We start from the raw sequence: 23,035 nt of genomic DNA, 5'->3' as shown, positions 1-23,035 counted from the left end.
AGTCAGTCGGATTTAATGCTGCGCCAGACGCGCAACCACCTGAGGGTGATCGGGCATATTCGATGCCCCTTCGCGCTCTACCGCCAGTGAAGCAAACGCCGCGGCATAAGTGGCCGCCTGCGCAATAGTCTGTCCTTTTGCCAGCGCCGCGGCGAAGGCACCGTTAAACGCATCACCGGCACCGGTAGTGTCGACACTGAGTGCCGGAAACGCGGCAATATGCTGAAACTGACCGTTCTCGAGGATCAGCGCCCCACGCGAACTCATGGTGATAATCACCCGCTTCGCTCCCTGACGCACAATCGCCAGGGCCGCTTCTTTCGCGCTGTCGAGGTCATTCACCTCCACGCCGGAGAGCAAAGAAGCCTCGGTTTCATTCGGCGTCAGTACATCCACATAGTGCAGGCACGCCAGCGCATCTGCTGAGAAAGGCGCCGGATTCATAATGACGCGCACGCCCAGGGTGGTGGCCAGCTTCATGGCGTTCAGCGTGGCGGAAAAATTGTTTTCCAGCTGCACCAACAGCACATCAGACCCCGCGAGTTCATGCGTCATTTCTGCCACTTCGGCGTCGGTCAACGTCTTGTTGGCCCCGGAATAAATGGCGATCATATTTTCGCCATCCTGCTGCGATACATAGATAATCGCGTTACCCGTTGGCTCTACGTCACTCTGATACAGCCTGAAAGAGTGAATATCTGACGCCGACAGATGGTCGAAAGCGAACTGGCTGAACTGATCGGTACCGACTTTGGAGACGAAGTGAACACGTGCTCCGGCACGGCTGGCCGCCATCGCCTGATTCGCCCCTTTGCCGCCCGGCCCCAGCGTACTGCCCAGCGCCAGCAGGGATTCCCCGCCTTTCGGAAAGCGCGCTACTTTTGCCACGATATCGACGTTAAACGAGCCGAGGATGCACACCCGGCCCTGTGTCTGGGTGCTGTCGCGCGGTGCTGAACGCTGACGCTGGCTCTCCAGCCGCTGTAACAGCACCTCAAAGTTGCCGCCGGTTTCCGAAATCAGCTTGGCCTGTAAGTTGCGGCGAATCACCATCGCGCCACCATGACAGCGCTGGATCATTCCAAGGCCTGCCAGTGCTGCCAGATCGCTGCGAATGGTCTCTTTGGAGACGGCAAAGGCGGCAGCAAGCCAGGCGACACTCAGGCTTTCATGCTGGTCGAGATAATCGAGAATGCTGTTACGCCGTTGTTCCAGATACATAGTCACCTCTTGCTATTCAGTAGCCTAAGGGAGCACGTAAAGTTTAAAAGTGATAGCGGTCATAGCGCTCGGTGAAAAACGGAAGCAAACGGAAGTGAAACCAAAAGAGGGTGAGGTAAAAACGAAGGCAGACAGGTCGATGCGCCTAACATGAAAACAAGACGTGTCGAAATTTACTCACTTTTTCGACATGAGGATGACAGGCGAAAAAAAACAGACCCGGGGGGTCTGCTTATTGATACGGGGCGACCGGAACAACAGGTCGCCCCCTGCAACATCAGATATCAATGTTCGCGGCGCGCAGCGCATTCTCTTCGATAAAGGCACGGCGTGGCTCTACCGCATCGCCCATCAGGGTGGTGAACAGCTGATCGGCGGCAACCGCGTCTCGAATGGTCACGCGCAGCATACGACGGCTTTCCGGATCCATGGTGGTTTCCCACAGCTGATCAGGGTTCATTTCGCCCAGACCTTTGTATCGCTGAACCGTCAGACCACGACGTGACTCTTTGACCAGCCACTCCATTGCCTGCTCAAAGCTGGCAATTGGCTGACGGCGCTCGCCACGTTCGATAAACGCGTCTTCTTCAATCAGACCACGCAGCTTCTCGCCCAGGGAACAAAGCTTACGGTATTCACCGCCGAGCATGAAATCCGTATCCAGAGCATAATCGGTATCCACACCATGCGTCTTGATGCGCAGCACCGGTTCAAAGATGTGCAGTTCCAGGTTTTCACGAACCAGACCGCTGTAGCTGCTGCCGTGCTGATCGTTATCGTTCAGATACGTAACCAGCTCATCCATCCAGGCCCGTACCGGCGCTTCTACTGCCAGTTCGCTCAGCGTCGGGTTGTAAACCAGCGCGTTCAACAGCGCCACCGGATAACGGCGCTCCATACGTTTGATCATCTTACGCGTGCTGTTGAACTCTGATACCAGGTCCTCCAGTGGCTTGCCACCCAAGGCCGGAGCGCTGGCGTTAGCATGCAGCGAAGCACCGTCCAGTGCGATAGAGATCTGATACTGGTCCATCGCGTCATCATCTTTGATGTACTGTTCCTGCTTCCCTTTTTTCACCTTGTACAGCGGCGGCTGGGCGATATACACATGGCCACGTTCGATGATTTCAGGCATCTGACGGTAGAAGAAGGTCAGCAGCAGCGTACGGATGTGAGAACCATCCACGTCGGCATCGGTCATGATGATGATGCTGTGATAACGCAGTTTGTCCGGGTTATATTCGTCACGGCCAATGCCGCAGCCCAGCGCGGTGATCAGCGTTGCCACTTCCTGCGAAGCGAGCATCTTATCGAAGCGCGCTTTCTCCACGTTCAGGATTTTACCTTTCAGCGGCAGAATGGCCTGGTTTTTACGGTTACGTCCCTGCTTGGCAGAGCCGCCCGCAGAGTCCCCTTCCACAAGGTAGATTTCAGAAAGTGCCGGGTCGCGTTCCTGGCAGTCAGCCAGTTTGCCAGGCAGACCAGCCAGATCCAGCGCACCTTTACGGCGGGTCATTTCACGTGCGCGGCGAGCCGCTTCACGGGCGCGGGCTGCGTCGATGATTTTACCCACAACGATTTTTGCATCGCTCGGGTTTTCCAGCAGGTATTCCGCCAGCAGTTCATTCATCTGCTGCTCAACCGCCGTTTTCACCTCGGAAGAGACCAGTTTATCTTTGGTCTGAGAGGAGAATTTAGGGTCTGGCACTTTGACTGAAACGACAGCAATCAGGCCTTCACGCGCATCATCACCCGTGGCACTGACCTTGGCTTTCTTGCTGTAGCCTTCTTTATCCATGTAGGCATTCAGCGTACGGGTCATGGCGGTACGGAAACCAACGAGGTGCGTCCCCCCATCGCGCTGTGGGATGTTGTTGGTAAAGCAGTAGATGTTTTCCTGGAAACCATCGTTCCACTGCAGCGCCACTTCCACACCAATGCCGTCTTTCTCAGTAGAGAAATAGAACACATTCGGGTGGATCGGGGTTTTGTTCTTGTTCAGATACTCAACAAACGCCTTAATACCACCTTCATAGTGGTAATGGTCGCTTTTACCATCACGCTTATCTTCCAGCTTGATAGAGACGCCAGAGTTCAGGAACGACAGCTCGCGCAGGCGTTTTGCCAGAATTTCGTATTCGAATTCAACGACGTTGGTAAAGGTCTGATGGCTTGGCCAGAAACGCACGCGTGTTCCGGTCAGATCGGTTTCACCGCTAACGCTTAACGGCGCCTGCGGCACACCATGGACGTAGATCTGCTGGTGAACTTTGCCTTCACGACGAATGGTCAGTTCCAGTTTTTCCGACAGGGCGTTAACCACGGAAACACCCACACCATGCAGGCCGCCGGACACTTTATAGGAGTTATCATCGAACTTTCCGCCTGCGTGCAGCACGGTCATGATCACTTCAGCGGCAGAAATACCTTCTTCTTCATGGATACCGGTAGGAATACCGCGGCCATCATCCTGCACAGACACAGAGTTATCTGCATGAATAGTGACAAGAATATCGGAGCAGTGACCGGCGAGTGCTTCGTCAATGGCGTTATCCACGACCTCAAATACCATGTGATGCAGACCGGTACCGTCATCCGTATCGCCGATATACATACCCGGGCGCTTGCGTACCGCATCCAGCCCCTTGAGAACTTTGATACTGGAGGAGTCATAAGAATTCGACATCAACTTTTCTCGCTCGTTTAATCTTCAGGTTGAACCACTATTTTACCTTGTTCTACAGTGAACATCTTGCCCTTTTCATCAGTCATGTCGAAGACATGCTCGGCCGCAATGGCACTGACAAAAACCTGGGCCTGAGTGGCTTTTAAACGCGCTGCCAGCAGGTGGCGACGGGTTTCATCCAGCTCAGAGGCAAAATCATCTATCAGATACAGGCAACGTCGCCCGTTCTGTCGGGTGAGAAACTCACCCTGCGCCAGCCTCAGGGCGCACATCAGCAGCTTTAACTGGCCGCGTGACAGCAAATCTTCCACCGGCGTTCCCTCTGCGCGAATACGAAAATCCGCTTTATGAGGACCACTGGCAGTGTAAGTCAGTGCACGATCGCGCTCAAAACTGCGTTCGAGCAGGTCGGCATAATCACTCTCTTTATCCCAGCCGCGCTGATAAGAGAAGCTCAGCTGAAATTCCGGCAAAAACTGGGCACAGGTGGCGTTAATATCTGCCGCAATCGCTTCACTGTAGGCCGCACGCCACTGGCTTATCTGTTCAGCCAACGGTGCCAGCTCCTGATCCCAGGCGCGGATCTGCTGGTAGCGTGACACCTGACGCAGCGCAGCGTTACGCTGTTTCAGCAGGCGTTTGAGGTTACTCCAGGCGTTGAAAAAACCCGGTTCATTGTGAAAGCAGCCCCAGTCGATATAAGCACGACGATACTTCGGCCCCCCGTTCAGCAGGGTAAAGCCCTCCGGCGTGATCAGCTGCATCGGCAGCATCTGCGCCAGTTCGGCCACTTTGTGGCCGTCGCTACCGTCAACCCGTACCCGGCTGTCACCGGCGCGGTTTTTAGTCAGCCCAACCGACACTTCCCTTTCCGCCCCGGCGATACGCCCGTGCAACACAAAGGCGTCCTGCTCATGGCGAATAACCCTGCCCGCCTGCAAACTGCGAAAGGCACGGCCATGACCGAGGGTATAAATCGCTTCCAGCACGCTGGTTTTACCGCTGCCGTTGGGCCCCACCAGGAAGTTAAATCCGGGGGCCAGCGCGAGGTCCGCGTTTTCGATATTACGGAAGTCTTTAATAAGCAGGCGGGTTAAAGCCATAGCAGGATCCAGAGCAGCGGAATGTCTGGGTCAGGCGTACCTGACCCCTACGGAGATGAAGATGAACTCAGCAATTACAAGCGCATTGGCATCACAACATAGGCCGCTGACTGACTGGCTGCATCTTCAATCTGGACGCTGGAAACGGAATCAGTCAGCAGCAGACGCACGTTCTCGCACTTCAGCGCGTTCAGGACATCCAGCACATAGCTGACGTTGAAGCCGATTTCGAGATCGGTGCCACCGTAGGTCACATCCAGCATCTCTTCCGCTTCTTCCTGCTCCGGGTTATTTGCCGTAATTTTTAGCTGATTTTCGCTGATATAGAGGCGAACACCGCGGAATTTCTCATTAGAGAGGATCGCTGCACGGGAAAACGCCTGCTTCAGCAGATCACAGCCTGCATCGAGGGTTTTGTCCGGGTTCTTCGGCAACACGCGGCGATAATCCGGGAAGCGGCCATCAACCAGCTTCGAGGTGAAAATAAAATCACCCACATGTGCACGGATATTATTGCTGCCAATCTGTACCTGTAACAGGGTATCGCCGCCATCCAGCAGACGCACCAGCTCAATAACCCCTTTACGCGGCACGATCACTGAATGGCTGGGGAGCTGCTGGCCCACCGGCATTGAACAGACCGCCAGGCGGTGACCATCGGTGGCCACAGTACGCAGCTCTTCACCTTCGGTCTCAAACAGCATTCCGTTCAGGTAATAACGCACGTCCTGATGGGCCATAGAGAACTGCGTGGCTTCAATCAGGCGTTTAAGGGTCGCCTGCGGCAGTGTGAATTCGACCTCGCTCTGCCAGTCATCCAGGTTAGGGAAATCACTGGCAGGCAGGGTAGACAGCGAGAAACGGCTGCGGCCGGAGCGCACCAGCATTCTTTCGCCTTCCAGAATCACCGTGATTTCAGCGCCTTCCGGCAAACCCCGGCAGATATCAAAGAATTTGCGTGCCGGTACCGTCGTGGCGCCAGGCTCATGGTCCTGCGTCAGCGCAACGCGCGCCACCATTTCCATTTCCAGATCGGTGCCCGTCAGCAACAGCGTGCCTTCATTAACCTGCAACAACAGGTTGCCAAGGATCGGCAGCGTCGGACGACCGCCTAATGGGCTGCTAACTTGCTGTAATGGCTTGAGTAAATGCTCACGTTCTACAATAAATTTCATAGTCAGGAAGATAATGTTCTGATTAGATTTGAGAAATCTTCTTTAATGTCATGACTCTCTTCACGCAGCTGCTCAATTTTACGGCAGGCATGTAGCACTGTGGTGTGGTCACGACCCCCGAAAGCATCACCGATTTCCGGCAGACTGTGGTTGGTCAGTTCCTTGGCCATCGCCATCGCCATCTGGCGCGGGCGTGCAACCGAACGGGAACGTCGCTTCGACAGCAGATCGGCGACTTTAATTTTATAATACTCAGCAACCGTCTTCTGAATATTATCGATAGTTACCAGCTTCTCCTGCAAGGCAAGCAGGTCACGTAAGGCTTCGCGCACAAAATCGATCGTGATGGCACGACCGGTAAAGTTGGCGTTGGCGATCACGCGGTTTAACGCACCTTCAAGCTCACGCACATTAGAACGCAGACGCTTGGCAATAAAGAACGCCACTTCACCCGGCAGGCGAATGTCATTCTCATCCGCTTTCTTCATCAGGATCGCTACGCGAGTTTCCAACTCAGGCGGCTCGATCGCCACCGTCAGGCCCCAGCCAAAGCGGGATTTGAGTCGATCTTCCACACCATTGATCTCTTTCGGATAACGATCCGAGGTCAAAATGATCTGCTGATTACCTTCCAGCAGGGCATTAAAGGTGTGGAAAAACTCTTCCTGCGATCGCTCTTTATTGGCAAAAAACTGAATGTCATCGATCAGCAGCGCATCCACTGAGCGATAGTAACGCTTAAATTCTTCGATGGCGTTGTTCTGTAGCGCCTTGACCATGTCCTGCACAAAACGCTCCGAGTGCATATACACCACTTTCGCGTTTGGCTTACGTGCCATGATCCCGTTGCCGACCGCATGCAACAAGTGCGTCTTACCGAGACCGGTACCACCATAAAGGAATAACGGGTTATACGCGCCACCCGGGTTATCAGCCACCTGACGTGCCGCCGCACGTGCCAGCTGGTTTGATTTACCCTCAACGAAATTGTCGAAGTTGTGCTTGGTGTTCACATTTGAGCGGTAAGACAGCTCCGCCGGTGCCGGCATATTGTCCCAGCTGGGGCGCATCGGTGCAGGGCGGCTGATGATGCCTGGTGAACTGGCATGTGCCGTGGCCATCACCGGCTGGCTGATGGTTTGCGCGACGGGCTTACTGCCCACTTCAAAGCGCAGCAATGGCACATTTGCCCCGCAAAAATCATTTAGCAGAGCATTGATATTATTCAGGTATTTATCCCGAACCCAATCGAGTACAAAACGGTTTGGTGCATACAAGGCCAGCGTATTGTCATTCAATTCGGCCTGCAAGGGGCGTATCCACATGCTGAATTCTGTGGCAGGTAGCTCATCCTGCAGGCGGGCAAGACACTGTTGCCAAAGCGTAAGTGACACGGCGGACTCCACTCGAAAAAATTCGATAAGAAATAAAAGCGCTGAAGCGATAATTTCATCATTGTTGACGCATGCCGATGAAACACATGCGAACCGCTATCCACGGTTACTCCGCCCGTCCCCGGCATATCTAATGCTTAAGGGGTAGGATCGACCCGAAGGATCGTTAGCGGAAGGGCGGATCATAGCGTAAAGCGCCGCAGAGATCTTCACTTTCTACACAGTTTTGATCCAATTTATCCACAGGCATGTACAGCGGGGATAAGTTTACGCCACCCTGAGCAAAAGACATTCAGGATCGTCTGCATTCATTGAAATTTAATGGTGCCATCACGTTATTGCCGCAAACAGCATGCAACAGGATCGCCAGAAGATCCTGCGCGATCCTTGCGCTTTTTACTGGACGCCGTATAATTCTTGCCCCGGCGTGTGCGCCATGGCCGTTTTGGCTGTTTTTGCGGTCACTACGGGCAATCAGGATGCGCTTTTCACGCGAAGTAAATTGACTCTGGACTGTACAATTATTACAATCCCGCCTCTTTATTAAAGACACACTGAGGCGTCGGTCGTTTTTTCGGGCCAGATAACGCGTCACCAAGTGAAATTTTTAAAGTTTAGGTAGAAATCGCCATGAAACGCACTTTTCAACCGTCCGTACTGAAGCGTAACCGTTCACACGGTTTCCGTGCTCGTATGGCAAATAAAAATGGTCGTCAGGTTCTGGCACGTCGTCGTGCTAAAGGCCGTTCTCGTCTGACCGTTTCTAAGTAATAAAAGCTAACCGCTGAGTGGTTAAGCTCGCATTTCCCAGGGAGTTACGTTTGTTAACTCCCACTCATTTCACTTTCGTCTTCCAGCAGCCACAACGGGCTGGCACGCCGCAAATTACTATTCTCGGCCGCCTGAACGCGCTGGGGCATCCCCGCATCGGTCTTACCGTCGCCAAAAAACATGTTAAACGTGCTCACGAGCGTAACCGGATCAAGCGATTGACCCGCGAAAGCTTTCGTCTGCGTCAACATGAGCTTCCGGCGATGGATTTTGTCATCGTAGCGAAAAAGGGTGTTGCCGATCTGGATAATAAGGCACTGACGGAAGCGTTGGAGAAACTATGGCGTCGCCATTGTCGCCTGGCTCGCGGCTCCTGATCGGGCTGATACGCGTCTATCAACGCGTTATCAGCCCGCTGTTAGGACCCCACTGCCGTTTCCATCCCACCTGTTCGCAATACGGAATTGAGGCATTGCGCAGGTTTGGGGTGATAAAAGGGAGTTGGTTGACGATGAAACGCATATTAAAATGCCACCCCTTGAACCCGGGTGGCGACGATCCGGTGCCGCCACATAACCATTGATCCCAGAGAACATTAACGATGGATTCGCAACGCAATCTTTTCCTCATCGCTTTTCTGTTCGTGTCCTTCATGATCTGGCAAGCCTGGCAGACGGACCACGCTCCGCAGCCATTGCAGACCCAGACCACGCAAACCACGACCAGTGCAGCCGGTGATGCCGCCAATCAAGGCGTACCTGCCAGTGGCCAGGGCAAAACGATCACCGTTAAGACTGATGTCCTGTCTTTAAACATCAATACTCGCGGTGGCGATATTGACCAGGCGTTATTGCTGACTTACCCGGATTCACTGGGTTCAGACAAGCCTTTCCAACTGTTGGAAACCACGCCTGGATTCCTGTATCAGGCCCAGAGCGGTCTGACTGGTCGTAACGGCCCGGATAATCCGGCCAATGGCGCACGTCCTCTGTATACCGCAGGCCAGGATCACTTCGAGCTGGCTGATGGCCAGAGCGAGCTGCGTATTCCGTTGACCTTTACCGCGGAAAACGGCGCAACCTTCACCAAGACCTTCGTTCTGAAACGTGGTGAATACGCGATTAATGTCGATTATCAGATCAACAACGCCTCACAGCAGCCGCTGGAAGTGTCAATGTTCGGTCAGCTGAAGCAGTCTATTGACCTGCCGAAGCATCGCGATACCGGCAGCAGCAACTTTGCTCTGCACACTTTCCGTGGCGCGGCTTACTCCAGCAGTGAGACAAACTACGAAAAGTACAAATTCGATAAAATCAGCGATAACGAAAACCTGAGCACCACGACCACCAATGGCTGGGTGGCAATGATGCAGCAGTACTTCGCCACCGCATGGGTTCCACAGACGGCGGGTAACAACACGCTGTACACCAGCAATCTGGGTAACGGAATCGCGGCGATTGGCTACAAATCTGCACCGGTCACCGTCGCACCAGGTTCTCAGCAGCAGCTGGCAGCCACCCTGTGGGTGGGCCCGGAAATTCAGGACAAGATGGCAGCTGTGGCTCCCCACCTTGATCTGACCGTGGATTACGGCTGGTTGTGGTTTATCTCTCAGCCGCTGTTCAAACTGCTGAAATTCCTGCACACCTTTATCGGTAACTGGGGCTTCTCCATTATCGTAATCACCTTCATCGTGCGTGGCATCATGTACCCGCTGACCAAAGCGCAGTACACCTCGATGGCAAAAATGCGCATGTTGCAGCCTAAGATTCAGGCGATGCGTGAGCGTTTAGGTGATGACAAGCAGCGTATGAGCCAGGAAATGATGGCGTTGTACAAAGCGGAGAAAGTAAACCCGCTGGGCGGCTGTCTGCCTCTGGTTATCCAGATGCCTATCTTCCTGGCCCTTTACTACATGCTGATGGGCTCGGTAGAACTGCGTCATGCGCCGTTCGCCCTGTGGATCCATGACCTGGCAGCACAGGACCCGTACTATATTCTGCCGATCCTGATGGGTATCACGATGTTCTTCATTCAGAAGATGTCGCCAACCACCGTGACCGATCCGATGCAGCAGAAGATCATGACCTTTATGCCCGTGATCTTCACCGTGTTCTTCTTGTGGTTCCCGTCAGGTCTGGTGCTGTACTACATCGTCAGTAACCTGGTGACCATTCTCCAGCAGCAGCTGATTTATCGCGGCCTGGAAAAACGTGGCCTGCACAGCCGCGACAAGAAAAAAGCGTAATCTGTTAATGCTGCGGGCTGACCGAAAAAGAAGGTCAGTCCCTGCACGTAGGGGGCAACCATTTTTTCCGGTCGCCCCGTGCGAACAACACGCACAATGCTTACACTAAGGCGGTCATTATGACCGCCTTTTTATTTCCAAAAGAGAATTCAACATGAGCCATAGCGATACTATCGTCGCGCAGGCGACCGCGCCAGGACGCGGCGGCGTCGGCATTCTGCGTATTTCTGGCAGCAAGGCCGCAGACGTTGCGCAGTTACTGCTGGGTAAACTGCCTAAACCGCGTTACGCCGACTATCTGCCGTTCCGTGACGCCGACGGTAGCACTCTCGATCAGGGCATCGCGCTGTGGTTCCCCGGCCCGAACTCATTTACCGGTGAAGATGTACTGGAACTTCAGGGCCACGGCGGTCCGGTGATCCTTGATCTGTTGCTGAAGCGTATTGTGGCACTGCCCGGGCTGCGAATTGCCAATCCGGGAGAGTTCTCAGAACGCGCCTTCCTCAATGACAAACTGGATCTGGCACAGGCTGAAGCGATTGCCGACCTGATTGATGCCAGCTCCGAGCAGGCAGCACGTTCCGCCGTTAATTCATTACAGGGCGTATTTTCTGCCCGTGTAAACCATCTTGTGGAAGCGCTTACTCACCTGCGAATCTATGTAGAAGCAGCCATCGACTTCCCGGATGAGGAGATCGACTTCCTCTCCGACGGTAAAATTGAAGCGCAGCTGCATCAGGTGATTGCCGACCTTGACGACGTACGTGCCGAAGCACGCCAGGGCAGCCTGCTGCGTGAAGGGATGAAAGTGGTTATCGCCGGGCGTCCAAACGCCGGTAAATCCAGCCTGCTGAATGCACTGGCCGGACGCGAAGCAGCGATTGTGACCGATATCGCGGGCACCACCCGCGATGTGCTGCGCGAGCATATCCATATTGATGGCATGCCGCTGCATATCATTGATACCGCAGGATTACGCGAAGCCAGCGATGAAGTTGAGCGCATTGGCATCGAACGCGCATGGAATGAGATCGAACAGGCCGATCGTGTGCTGTTTATGGTCGATGGCACCACAACGGGTGCGACCGGCCCGGCCGAAATATGGCCGGACTTTATCGCCCGGCTGCCACAAACGTTACCGATTACCGTGGTGCGCAATAAAGCTGATATGACAGGTGAAGTGCTGGGCATCGAAGAAGTAAATGGTCACTCACTTATTCGTCTGTCGGCACGCACTGGCGATGGCATTGATGTCCTGCGCGACCACCTGAAGCACAGCATGGGTTTCTCTGGCAATATGGAAGGTGGCTTCCTGGCACGCCGACGCCACCTGCTCGCACTCGAGTTAGCAGCCACTCACTTACAGCAGGGCAAAGACCAACTGCTGGGTGCCTGGGCCGGTGAATTACTGGCAGAAGAGCTTCGCCTTGCCCAGCAAGCGCTGAGTGAAATTACCGGAGAATTTAGCTCGGATGATCTGCTGGGGCGTATTTTCTCCAGTTTTTGCATCGGGAAGTAAACACCCGGTGTGATCGCTCTATTCCACCAGCAATCTGGCTATAAACAGTGACAATAGTCCGAAAATACCCCTGGGAATGGAATCCCAGGTGAAATTTGATAAGAAAATTCTTACAATGGCAGAGATGATTACCCGACCATTTTCACGGAGCGACAGATGGCAAGTCATTTTGCACGTTGGGCACTCGCCCAAACCAGACCCCAGGTTCACCGACTCCCGCAGCAGATGGTAGAGCAGGCCAGCAGATTTTCCGAGAAACGCCGGGCCCGTTATCTGGCCGCCCGAAGCCTGCTCGCTGAACTGATGCTGCGCGTGTATGGCATCCCCCTTTTGCCCGAATTGATCACCACCACCAGTGGACGCCCCTGCTTTGCAGACCCGGATCTCCCTGACTTTAGCCTGGCCTACGCCGGTAACATGGTCGGTGTGATGTTAGCTGAGGAACGGGGCCGCGCCGGACTCGATATGGAAATTGTCCGCGCACATAGCCGTCAGACGACGGAGCACCATTTTGAATGTCTGTCGTCGGGAGAGAAAGCGTGGATCAATGCACAGAATGATGCCATTGAGGCGTCTACGCAGCTGTGGACGCTACGCCAAAGCATTCTAAAACTCACTGGCGAAGCGGATGAAGGAAGTGATTCACTGCGCTTGCACCCGGCATCAGGACGACTGCGCTGCGTCACCTGGCCAGATATTCAGGCGCTGTGTGATGTTGAGCCATTGCTGGTGTGGTCCTGTGCGTTATCGCCAGGCACTGACCGACTGCATTTGTGGGAATATAACGGGGAAGATGGCTGGGAATCACTGCGGGATTTTAACGTTTATGCACACAATCTTGGGCCACGCACGCTGCGTCTGACCAGTCTGCCGGCGGAAAAACCGCTCTATCACTCCTGAGAGTCAAACGGGTGGCGTTACCACCACCCGTTAGTCTGATTAATGCGCGTCGATAAACGCGATTTTCAGAACGAACAGTAACGCCACGACCACGACGCACGGGCTGATTTCACGCCAGCGCCCCGTGCCCAGCTTCATCACGCAGTAAGAGATAAAGCCCAGTGCGATACCTTCAGTGATCGAGAAACTGAATGGCATCATCGCCGCTGTCACAAACGCCGGAACCGCTTCGGTCAGGTCATCCCACTTCACGCGCGCCAGGCTTGAGGTCATCAGCACGCCCACGTAGATCAGCGCACCGGCTGCGGCATAAGCGGGGACCATACCCGCCAGCGGTGACAGGAACATCACCAGCAGGAACAGCACGCCCGTCACAACGGCCATCAGGCCGGTGCGACCGCCCACGGACACGCCGGATGAGCTTTCGATATACGCAGTCACCGAAGAGGTACCGATAAATGAGCCGGCAACGGAACTGATACTGTCCACATACAGCGCCTGCTTCATACGCGGAAACTTGCCCGTCTCATCAGTCAGACCGGCTTTATCCGTCACACCAATCAACGTCCCGGAAGAGTCAAACAGGTTGACCAGCATAAAGGAGAAGATGATCCCGGCCATGCCAACGTTCAGTGAATCTTTCAGGTTAACCTGCCCCAGAACGGAGGTCACCGCAGGGGGTGCGGAGAAGATACCGGTATATTTCACATCACCAATCGCCAGACCAATCAGCGTGGTCACCACGATCGACACCAGCACCGCCGCATGGATATTGCGCGATGCAAGGATGGCGATAATAAAGAAGCCCAACGCGCCCAGCAGTACGCTGTGCGAGGTCAGGTTACCGACTGTTACCAGTGTTGCTTCGTTGGCCACGATAATACCGGCATTTTTCAGCCCCATCATCGCAATAAACAGACCAATACCGGCAGTGATCCCGACGCGCAGACTCAGTGGAATATTGGCAATCATCCAGTAACGCACACGGAAGATCGTCAGCAACAGCAGGCCAACAGCCCCCCAGAAAATAGCGCCCATTCCGATCTGCCAGGATATCCCCATCGCACCCACGACCACGAAGGCGAAGAAGGCGTTCAGCCCCATCGCGGGGGCCAGTGCCACAGGCAGGTTCGCGACCAGCCCCATCAGAATACTGCCTCCGGCAGCTATCAGACAGGTGGTAACGAAGACCGCCTGCGTGTCCATGCCGGCCACGCCGAGGATCTGAGGGTTAACAAAAACGATATACACCATCGTCAAAAAGGTGGTGAAACCAGCAATCACCTCGGTACGAACGGTGGTGCCATGCTCCTGCAATTTAAAAATCCGTTGTAACAGACCGGGATTCGTCATTATGTGTTTCCAGAACGGAGAAAAGTTGTCGGCCGTTATCCTACCCCAAAATTCTGATTTTGGGATGCCGATCACCCGGTTTTTTCGCAACCGATTGCGCTGTTTTACCCGTCTTATCACAACCGTTAACAGTAATTGACATAATTCACCCCGCTTCGCGCTACTATCGGGTATCCACCCACTGGACAGAAGGAATCAGGATGACCGTGGAATGCATTTTTTTCGATTGTGATGGAACGCTGGTCGACAGCGAAATGCTCTGTACTCAGGCGTACGTCAACACTTTCGCGCAGTTTGGTGTCACGCTGTCGCTGCAGGAGATGTTCGAAAAGTACAAAGGAGTGAAACTGTACGACATCATCGCGGATGTCTGCCAGCAGCACCCGCTGACGACCCCGGTTGAAGTCCTGGAACCGGCTTATCGTCAGGAAGTGGCTCGCCTGTTTGACCTGGAGCTTAAACCGATTCACGGTGCAAAGGCGTTGCTGGAAAAAGTGAGTGTTCCGGCCTGTGTCGTCTCTAACGGGACCGTCCCCAAAATGCAGCATTCGCTCGGCCTGACCGGCATGCTCTCCTTCTTTGGGGACCACTTATACAGCGGCTATGACATTGAGCACTGGAAACCCGACCCGGAATTGATGTACTACGCTGCCAAACAGATGGGCGTTGCGATTGAGCGCTGCATTCTGATCGATGATTCTGAGGCGGGGGCAAAAGCGGGCATCGCCGCCGGGATCCCGGTATTCTATTACTGCGTCGATGCGCATAATCCGGTAATCAACCATCCACTGGTGACGGTGTTTGATGATATGGCACAGCTGCCAGATTTATGGCAGGCGCGTGGCTGGCAGTTAACGCGCTAAATGGGGGCAGGCCGGAAACAACCCGGCCTGTTGCCAGCAAGCGGTATAGAAAAAATCAAATACCGTCCCCCTCATTGATATACCAGCGTAATGAATTTGACAGCAGTGAAGCATGTTTAATAACTTTGCCTTCATCGACCAGCTGTAAAAGAATATTTCGCATCATATAGATACTCTCACCGCAATTATCCGCTAACTCTCTGGTTTTAGGCCATAGCGTGGGATCGGATAAATGCGTACCCTCTTTGGGGCTGGAGGCGAGTTCCTGGCAGATTAAAGCCAGCGCACGGAATGCCTCTTGTTTCTTTAGCTGAACGGCTGTTTTATTTCTTCTCATATCTAATATATTAATGATAGCGTTAATCACCCGCTATACATTACTCCTTTTCGCTATATTAATTATACTCACGGTGAGGAGGGATCGTGTACCTGCATTGTTATTATCACTGCCAGCACCGTTCCCCCTAAGTGACCAGTTGATATTTTCAGCGCGGAACACATCAAAATCGAAATGGAAAATAAAGAAGGGATATATCGCCTCAACACTGAGAAAAAAAACAAAAACCATTGACTAATTTCGAGACTATCGTTTTTCTTAAGCGCTGTAAACAATATAAAATCACAAAGAAAAATAATACCACTATATGCCAAACAGGTTACCAAGCCGATATATTCACACACCTATTAAAGTGTAAATTTAAATAAATAAGCACTTTAAGAAAATTTCTATGAAAATAATAAAGGGAAAAGGAAGAATAGAAGAAAACGGGGGGAGAAATCAGGTTCATATTATCCTGCGCTGAAGGGACCAGCGCTGGATGCCGCTCAGTTAGCCAATCGCGCCCAGTGCATCATCGTTACCCTGCTTTTTCGGCAGCAGGAATAACGTGGCGACAATATCCAGCAGATAGATCAGTGCCAGCATGGTGATAGCAGCAGTAAATGACCACTGGCTGACCAGCAGCCCAATCACCAGCGGACCAAATCCACCCACACCACGCCCCAGGTTAAACAAGACATTCTGCGCCGTAGCACGTACTTTCACCGGATAAGTGTCAGAAATCAGCGCGCCGTAACCACCAATCATGCCATTCACAAACATCCCCATCAGTGCCCCGGTAAACAGCATGGTCGTCGGATCGCGCAACTGAGCGTAAACCACCACCATCACCACTGCGCCAAACTGATACAGCAGGAAAATTTTCCAGCGGGAGAAGCGATCGGCCAGCAGACCAAATAACCAGATACCGAAGGTCATCCCGACGACCGTGACCGCCGTCCACAACCCGGATTTCGTCAGCGAAAAACCAAAGTTAGATGAGAGATAACTCGGCATCCAGATCATCAGACCGTAATAACCAAAGTTCTGTACAGAACAGAGGATAAAGATGCCGATGCTGGCTTTGGTGGTAGCCGCATCCACGAACAACAGCTTAATGCGCGCCGTGAACGACAACCCCTGATTCACATCCACATGCTGGGTGAACGCTTCCGGCTCCCCCATGCCACGACGAATGGCAAACGAGGCCAGGGCGGGCAGCAGGCCAACGAGGAACATGCCGCGCCAGCCGATCACATTCAGCAGCAACGGCGTGATAAATGCCGCCAGCAGTACGCCGAGCTGCCACCCCATGCCCACCCACGCTGAAGCACGGTTACGCTTGTTGGCAGGCCAGGCTTCGGCGATCAACGCCATACCAATACCGAACTCACCGCCCAGGCCCATACCCGCAAGGGTGCGATACGCCAGTAAATCCCAATATCCCTGTGCCACTGCGCACAGCCCGGTAAAGACTGAAAACATCAGGATGGTAAAGGTCAGTACACGAATACGCCCGAGACGATCGCTGATATGGCCGAAAACAATGCCTCCCAGCACGGCACCAATCAGTGTCCAGGTGACCAGTGAACCAGCCTGCGAGGGGGATAATGCCAGCGACAGACTGATAGCAGGTAACATAAAACCGAGGATCAGCAGATCAAAGCCGTCCATTGCGTAACCGCTGACAGCAGCGACCATCGCTTTGCCCGGCGTGACGCTACGCTTGTCCGGGGGGGAAATTGACATGATTTTCTGGCCTTTTCATTGGAAATTTGCCGCAAGTATAAGTATGAGCGACGAAGGTATCCAGACGAAAAAGTGATGGGGAAGGAAGTCAGGCATGCCGGGGGGTTGGCACGCCTGAGCAGAGATTACGACGGGTTATTGCTACCGGTGTCATCGCCGGTCAGCAGTTTATCCAACTGGTCACCGCCCACGTGACGGAAATCCTGACCTTTCACGAAGTAGAAGATAATTTCACAAATGTTCTGGCAGCGGTCACCGATGCGCTCGATGGCACGCGCGCAGAACAAGGCCGTCAGCACACTCGGGATAGTGCGCGGATCTTCCATCATATAGGTCATCAGCTGGCGCACGATGCCCTCATACTCCTGGTCAACCTTCTTGTCTTCACGATAGATTTCAATGGCGGCAGTAAGATCCATCCGCGCAAAAGCATCCAGTACGTCATGCAGCATCTGAATGGTGTGATGGCCCAGTGACTCCAGGCTCACCAGCAGCGGCTGGTGCTGCTGGGTGAATTTTTCCAGCGCGGTACGGCAGATCTTCTCGGCAACATCACCAATACGTTCCAGCTCAGAGATGGTTTTGATGATCGCCATTACCAGACGCAGGTCGCTGGCAGTAGGTTGACGTTTGGCGATGATGCGTACGCAGGCTTCATCAATCTCCACCTCCATCATATTGACCTTGTGGTCACCTTCAATCACCTTGTTCGCCAGCTCACCATCCTGGTTGTGCATCGCCGTGATGGCATCGGTCAACTGCTGCTCGACCATGCCACCCATGGTCATCACCTGGGTGCGGATATGCTCCAGCTCGGCGTTGAACTGGCCGGAGATATGTTTGTTCAGATTTAAGCTATCCATTGTATTCTCCAGTCAAATCAACCGTAGCGGCCGGTGATGTAATCTTCAGTTTGCTTCTGATGCGGCTTGGTGAACAGTGTATCGGTATCACTGAACTCGATCAGTTCGCCCAGGTACATAAATGCCGTGTGGTCGGAGCAGCGTGCTGCCTGCTGCATATTGTGGGTGACGATCACCACGGTGTAATCCTGCTTCAGTTCCGTAATCAGCTCTTCGATGCGCCCGGTTGAGATCGGGTCCAGGGCCGAGCAAGGTTCATCCAGCAGTAACACTTCCGGGCGAATCGCAATACCACGCGCGATGCACAGACGCTGCTGCTGACCGCCGGAAAGACTGTAACCACTCTGATGCAGCTTGTCTTTGGTTTCGGTCCACAGCGCCGCTTTCGTCAATGCCCACTGAACGCGTTCGTCCATATCGGCACGTGACAGCTTTTCAAACAGACGCACACCGAAAGCGATGTTGTCATAAATCGACATCGGGAACGGTGTCGGCTTCTGGAATACCATGCCAACACGGGCACGCAGCAGGGCGATATCCTGGCTGGCGGTCAGGATGTTTTCGCCATCCAGAAGGATTTCACCTTCAGCACGCTGCTCAGGATAGAGCGAAAACATCTTGTTAAACGTACGCAGCAGCGTGGATTTACCGCAGCCGGATGGGCCGATAAACGCCGTCACCTGGTTTTTAGCAATATCCAGATTGATGTTTTTCAGCGCATGGAATTTTCCGTAATAGAAGTTCAAATCACGAACCTGAATCATCTTAGCGGAAGTCGTATCAACCATTTTTATCTCACTTAGTCCGCGCCGCTAACGCCGCGCTGCTCAATTAATGTTTGCTCTTGGCGAAGATCACGCGTGCCAGGATGTTCAGTAACAGTACACACAGCGTAATAATCAGCACGCCCGCCCAGGCCAGACTCTGCCATTCGGCAAACGGACTCATCGCGAACTTAAAGATGGTCACCGGCAGGTTCGCCAGTGGCTGCATCATATCGGTGCTCCAGAACTGGTTCGACAGCGAGGTAAACAGCAGGGGTGCGGTTTCCCCGGCAATGCGGGCAATCGCCAGCAGAACCCCTGTCAGAATGCCGGAAACGGAGGCTTTCAAGGTAATCGCCGAAATCATCTTCCATTTTGGCGTCCCCAGCGCATACGCCGCTTCTCGCAGGCTGTCCGGTACCAGTCTCAGCATGTTTTCGGTGGTGCGGATCACGATCGGGATTTGCAACAGTGCCAGCGCCACCACCCCGGCCCAGCCGGAGAAGTGTTGCATCTGCGCCACCACGATGGTGTACACAAACAGACCGACCACAATCGACGGCGCCGAAAGCAGAATGTCGTTAATAAAGCGAATCACTTCGGCCAGCCAGGACTTACGGCCATACTCAGCCAGATAGATCCCCGCCATAATCCCCAGCGGCGTCCCCACAGCGGTTGACCAGAAGATCAACAGACCGCTGCCTGCCAGGGCATTTGCCAGGCCTCCTCCCGCCGTATTCGGCGGGGGCGTATTCTCAGTAAACAGCGACAGCGTCATGCCGTCGATACCGCGAGTCACGGTAGAAAACAGGATCCACACCAGCCAGAACAGACCGAATGCCATCGTCAGCAACGACAGGGCGAGGGCAATACGGTTTTTCATCCGGCGCCACGCCTGCATCTTACGGCGTGAAGCGAGCAGTTCGTCACGCGCCTGCAATTCCATCGTGGTCATGAGCGCGCTCCTTCACTTTTTGCCAGACGCAGGATCATCAGTTTTGAACAGGCCAGCACGATAAACGTGATGACAAACAGGATCAGCCCCAGCTCCATCAGCGCGGCGGTATGCACGCCCGATTCCGCTTCAGCAAATTCGTTCGCCAGCGCGGAGGTGATGCTGTTACCCGGCATAAACAGTGAAGCACTGTCGAGTTGGTAGGTGTTACCGATAATGAAGGTCACCGCCATGGTTTCACCCAGTGCGCGCCCCAGGCCCAGCATCACCCCACCAATCACCCCGTTTTTGGTGAAGGGCAACACAACACGCCACATCACTTCCCAGGTGGTACAGCCAATGCCGTACGCGGACTCTTTCATCATCACTGGCGTCTGCTCGAACACGTCGCGCATGACGGAAGCGATATAAGGGATAATCATAATCGCCAGGATAATTCCGGCGGCTAAAATCCCGATACCAAATGCCGGGCCGGAGAACAGGGATCCTACAATCGGTACGTTAGCCAGTACGTCCCCGACGGGCTGCTGGAAATAGGTGGCAAACAGTGGCGCGAAAATAAACAGCCCCCACATGCCATACACAATGCTGGGGATAGCCGCCAGCAGTTCAATCGCCACGCCCAGCGGGCGACGCAGCCAGTTAGGGGCCAGTTCGGTCAGGAACAAGGCAATGCCGAAACTTACCGGGACAGCGATAAGCAGGGCAATAATGGAGGTGACGACGGTACCGTAAATCGGCACCAGCGCACCAAACTGTTCGTTAGGCGCATCCCACTCTTTATTCCACAGGAACGAGAAACCAAACTTCTGGATACTCGGCCATGAAGAGATAATCAGGGAAACGATAATGCCACCGAGCAGCAACAGCACAATCAACGCAGCCAGTTTAACCAGCGCGCTGAAGATGATGTCACCCTGTTTTCCGGGAGCCTTGAATGCCGGCTTGGTTGCAGCCATAGAATTCTCGAGTCTGATACTGCTGATACGTATCGGGCCAGGCAAGCCTGGCCCATGGGGGCATAAGCACCACGCATCGTGGTGCTTACTGCAATCGCTTAGTACAGTGCTTTGCCGGAGCTGTCTTTCACGTTGGTTTTCCAGGCGCTACGAATCTGCTCAATCACAGAATCTGGCAGTGATGCGTAGTCCAGGCCAGCCGTGGTTTTGCTGCCGTTTTTATAAGCCCAGTCGAAGAACTTCAGTACGGCGGCGCCTTTCTCAGCATTAGCCTGCTCTTTGTGCACCAGGATAAAGGTGGTAGAGGTGATTGGCCACGCGTTGTCGCCTTTCTGGAAGGTCAGATCCTGAGCAAAAGATTTGGACCAGTCTGCGCCTTTCGCGGCATCGCTAAAGCTTTTCTCACCCGGTTCAATGGCTTTGCCATCCGCATCCACCAGCTTGGTGTAAGCCAGGCTGTTCTGTTTCGCGTAGGCGTACTCAACGTAGCCGATAGACCCTGGCAGACGCTGTACGAATGCAGCCACGCCGTCGTTACCCTTGCCGCCCAAACCGGTTGGCCAGTTAACGGTGCTACCTTTACCGACTTTGCTGCTCCAGTCGCTGTTCACTTTAGACAGGTAACTGGTGAACACGAATGAGGTACCCGAACCGTCAGCGCGGCGTACCACGTTGATGTTGGAATCAGGCAGTTTCACGCCCGGGTTCAGCTTGGTGATGGCCGGGTCGTTCCACTTTTTGATGGTACCGAGGTAGATATCACCCACGGTTTTGCCATCCAGCGTCAGCTGTCCAGATTTGATACCAGGAATATTAACCGCCAGTACCACCCCGCCAATAACTGTCGGAAACTGGAACAGGCCATTTTTTTCTAAATCTTCGTCTTTCATCGGCGCATCTGATGCACCGAAGTCTACGGTTTTAGCGATAATCTGCTTAACGCCGCCGGATGAACCGATACCCTGATAGTTAACCTGGCTGCCCGTCGCGGTGTTGTACTCTGCTGCCCACTTGTTATACACAGGTGCCGGGAATGTCCCGCCAGCACCGGTCAGGTTGGTCGCGGCCATTGCGGTAACGGCGCTCAGAGAAAGGGTTACTGCGACGAATTGAGCCAGGGTTTTGTGCATCAGTGTCATGTTCCCTCCACGGGATTAAAAAGTCAGGCCAGTTGCCGTGTTTGTCTAATTAATGATTGCTGCTGGAGGCAAAATAGGACAGTTTGGTGACAGTAAAATGTACGAAATATGACACTTTTGTGACAAGCCACTCTAATCATGAAGGCTGACGTCAGTCGGTTTTTTCCATTACCGCGCTCAGTCCCGGGTTACGTTTAACCGGGCGCGTGGCCCACAGCGATGCAGCAACAATCAGCAACCCGCCCAGCCATGCCGCTGGCGTCAGCGACTCCTGCAACCAGAGCACGGCAAACAGGGCACCAAAGAGCGGCTCAGACCCCATTAATAGTGAGGCACGCGTCGGTGAGGTACGTTTCACCGCGTAGTTCTGCGCGAAGAAAGCAAACAGCGTGCAGAACAACACCAGGTAAAGCGTCGGGCCCCAGAACAGCGTACTCTCAGGCAGGGCCGGTATCCCATGCTCTGTCGCCAGTAACACTACCAGCGAACCGCTGGCGACCACCCCGGTTTGTACCGCCGTCAGCGCCAGTGCGGGCACATTGCGATGCTGGGTCATTTTTTTCGTCAGACACACCATCAACGCGCGCAGCAGCGCAGCGCCCAACACCAGCAGATCGCCCCTGTTCATCGCAATCTGCGTACCGCCCACCAGCAGCATGGCACCGCAAAGAGAGACGGCGGCGGCGATAAACACGCTGATTTCGGGCCGCTGACGGAACATCAGCCATTCAACAAACGGCGTCAGCACCACGCACAGGCTGATCAGAAATGCCGCATTACTGGCAGAGGTCAACGCCACCCCATAAGTTTCACACAGGAAAATAGCCAACAACACCGAACCCAGTATCAACCCCGGGGGCAGCGCCTGGCGCCAGCAGAGCCTTAACGTGGGTAAGAGCAGAACGAAGGTCAGCAAAAAACAAAAAAACACAAAACCCACGACCGGATAGAAAAGAACGGCCTGTTTTGCCATGCCGTAGCTGGTTCCCCAGACCACGGCGACAGCCAGTAACATCCACTCTGCGTAACGCTGTTGTTTCTCCACCTGCATTCC

20 protein-coding genes and 1 pseudogene are annotated in these 23,035 nt (G+C 53.9%); 7 read left to right on the top strand and 14 right to left on the bottom strand.

The window, feature by feature from the left end; translation table 11 throughout:
- Positions 1-12: 12 nt before the first annotated feature.
- The 5 genes from rbsK to dnaA form a co-directional block, all read right to left on the bottom strand.
- On the bottom strand, positions 13-1,221 hold the full coding sequence (rbsK, locus tag WH277_RS08580; protein WP_133844804.1) for a ribokinase: 1,209 nt from the start codon (positions 1,219-1,221) through the stop codon (positions 13-15).
- A gap of 277 nt (positions 1,222-1,498) precedes the next feature.
- A complete protein-coding gene (gene gyrB, locus WH277_RS08575) occupies positions 1,499-3,907 on the bottom strand; it encodes a DNA topoisomerase (ATP-hydrolyzing) subunit B (protein WP_133844806.1) in 2,409 nt (802 codons plus the stop codon).
- A gap of 17 nt (positions 3,908-3,924) precedes the next feature.
- Complete coding sequence (gene recF / locus WH277_RS08570; protein WP_133844808.1) at positions 3,925-5,010, bottom strand: DNA replication/repair protein RecF; 1,086 nt, start codon at positions 5,008-5,010, stop codon at positions 3,925-3,927.
- Positions 5,011-5,084: 74 nt separating this feature from the next.
- The gene (dnaN, locus tag WH277_RS08565; RefSeq protein ID WP_133844810.1) at positions 5,085-6,185 is read right to left on the bottom strand and encodes a DNA polymerase III subunit beta; all 1,101 of its coding nucleotides are present in this window, start codon (positions 6,183-6,185) and stop codon (positions 5,085-5,087) included.
- 2 nt (positions 6,186-6,187) lie between these two features.
- Positions 6,188-7,579, bottom strand: coding sequence for a chromosomal replication initiator protein DnaA (gene dnaA / locus WH277_RS08560; RefSeq protein WP_133844812.1), 1,392 nt, complete (start codon positions 7,577-7,579; stop codon positions 6,188-6,190).
- A 630-nt stretch (positions 7,580-8,209) separates the two neighbouring features.
- Here dnaA and rpmH point away from each other — a divergent pair.
- From rpmH to WH277_RS08530, 6 genes and pseudogenes are all read left to right on the top strand, one after another.
- Entirely contained in the window at positions 8,210-8,350 is a 141-nt protein-coding gene (gene rpmH, locus WH277_RS08555) for a 50S ribosomal protein L34 (protein WP_003023858.1), read from the top strand.
- A 17-nt stretch (positions 8,351-8,367) separates the two neighbouring features.
- A complete protein-coding gene (gene rnpA, locus WH277_RS08550; protein WP_062744083.1) occupies positions 8,368-8,727 on the top strand; it encodes a ribonuclease P protein component in 360 nt (119 codons plus the stop codon).
- Positions 8,691-8,949: pseudogene (gene yidD, locus WH277_RS08545) on the top strand (membrane protein insertion efficiency factor YidD). Before rnpA ends, yidD begins: the two are co-directional and overlap by 37 nt.
- Positions 8,950-8,951: 2 nt before the next feature.
- Positions 8,952-10,598 (top strand): membrane protein insertase YidC, encoded by a 1,647-nt coding sequence (gene yidC, locus WH277_RS08540; protein ID WP_339505255.1) that lies wholly within the window; start codon positions 8,952-8,954, stop codon positions 10,596-10,598.
- 154 nt (positions 10,599-10,752) lie between these two features.
- The gene (gene mnmE / locus WH277_RS08535; protein ID WP_133844820.1) at positions 10,753-12,117 is read left to right on the top strand and encodes a tRNA uridine-5-carboxymethylaminomethyl(34) synthesis GTPase MnmE; all 1,365 of its coding nucleotides are present in this window, start codon (positions 10,753-10,755) and stop codon (positions 12,115-12,117) included.
- A 156-nt stretch (positions 12,118-12,273) separates the two neighbouring features.
- Entirely contained in the window at positions 12,274-13,017 is a 744-nt protein-coding gene (locus WH277_RS08530; protein ID WP_133844822.1) for a 4'-phosphopantetheinyl transferase family protein, read from the top strand.
- 39 nt (positions 13,018-13,056) lie between these two features.
- Here WH277_RS08530 and WH277_RS08525 read toward each other — a convergent pair whose 3' ends face one another.
- Positions 13,057-14,370: an NCS2 family permease gene (locus WH277_RS08525; RefSeq protein ID WP_133844824.1), complete on the bottom strand. Its 1,314-nt coding sequence runs from the start codon at positions 14,368-14,370 to the stop codon at positions 13,057-13,059.
- Between the two features lie 200 nt (positions 14,371-14,570).
- Between WH277_RS08525 and yieH the strand changes: the two genes are divergently transcribed.
- The gene (gene yieH, locus WH277_RS08520; RefSeq protein ID WP_133844826.1) at positions 14,571-15,233 is read left to right on the top strand and encodes a 6-phosphogluconate phosphatase; all 663 of its coding nucleotides are present in this window, start codon (positions 14,571-14,573) and stop codon (positions 15,231-15,233) included.
- A 55-nt stretch (positions 15,234-15,288) separates the two neighbouring features.
- Here yieH and WH277_RS08515 read toward each other — a convergent pair whose 3' ends face one another.
- The 8 genes from WH277_RS08515 to WH277_RS08480 form a co-directional block, all read right to left on the bottom strand.
- Positions 15,289-15,600, bottom strand: a complete 312-nt coding sequence (locus WH277_RS08515; protein WP_238337116.1) for a hypothetical protein — start codon at positions 15,598-15,600, stop codon at positions 15,289-15,291.
- 462 nt (positions 15,601-16,062) lie between these two features.
- A complete protein-coding gene (locus tag WH277_RS08510) occupies positions 16,063-17,301 on the bottom strand; it encodes an MFS transporter (protein WP_133844828.1) in 1,239 nt (412 codons plus the stop codon).
- Between the two features lie 125 nt (positions 17,302-17,426).
- Positions 17,427-18,164, bottom strand: a complete 738-nt coding sequence (phoU, locus tag WH277_RS08505; protein ID WP_133844830.1) for a phosphate signaling complex protein PhoU — start codon at positions 18,162-18,164, stop codon at positions 17,427-17,429.
- Positions 18,165-18,181: 17 nt separating this feature from the next.
- Positions 18,182-18,952: a phosphate ABC transporter ATP-binding protein PstB gene (pstB, locus tag WH277_RS08500; protein WP_133844833.1), complete on the bottom strand. Its 771-nt coding sequence runs from the start codon at positions 18,950-18,952 to the stop codon at positions 18,182-18,184.
- 43 nt (positions 18,953-18,995) lie between these two features.
- Entirely contained in the window at positions 18,996-19,883 is an 888-nt protein-coding gene (gene pstA / locus WH277_RS08495) for a phosphate ABC transporter permease PstA (RefSeq protein ID WP_133844834.1), read from the bottom strand.
- Positions 19,880-20,842 carry a phosphate ABC transporter permease PstC gene (gene pstC, locus WH277_RS08490; RefSeq protein ID WP_133844835.1) on the bottom strand — a complete coding sequence of 321 codons (963 nt, stop codon included), beginning with the start codon at positions 20,840-20,842 and terminating at the stop codon, positions 19,880-19,882. The genes pstA and pstC overlap by 4 nt, the downstream gene beginning before the upstream one ends.
- Before the next feature lie 98 nt (positions 20,843-20,940).
- Positions 20,941-21,981, bottom strand: a complete 1,041-nt coding sequence (gene pstS / locus WH277_RS08485; RefSeq protein WP_133844836.1) for a phosphate ABC transporter substrate-binding protein PstS — start codon at positions 21,979-21,981, stop codon at positions 20,941-20,943.
- Positions 21,982-22,132: 151 nt separating this feature from the next.
- Positions 22,133-23,026 carry a DMT family transporter gene (locus WH277_RS08480; protein WP_339505249.1) on the bottom strand — a complete coding sequence of 298 codons (894 nt, stop codon included), beginning with the start codon at positions 23,024-23,026 and terminating at the stop codon, positions 22,133-22,135.
- Positions 23,027-23,035 lie beyond the last annotated feature (9 nt).

Source organism: Erwinia sp. MYb416 (assembly GCF_037479575.1).
GTDB lineage: Bacteria > Pseudomonadota > Gammaproteobacteria > Enterobacterales > Enterobacteriaceae > Erwinia > Erwinia rhapontici.
This window is presented reverse-complemented; position numbering and strand designations above follow the sequence as displayed.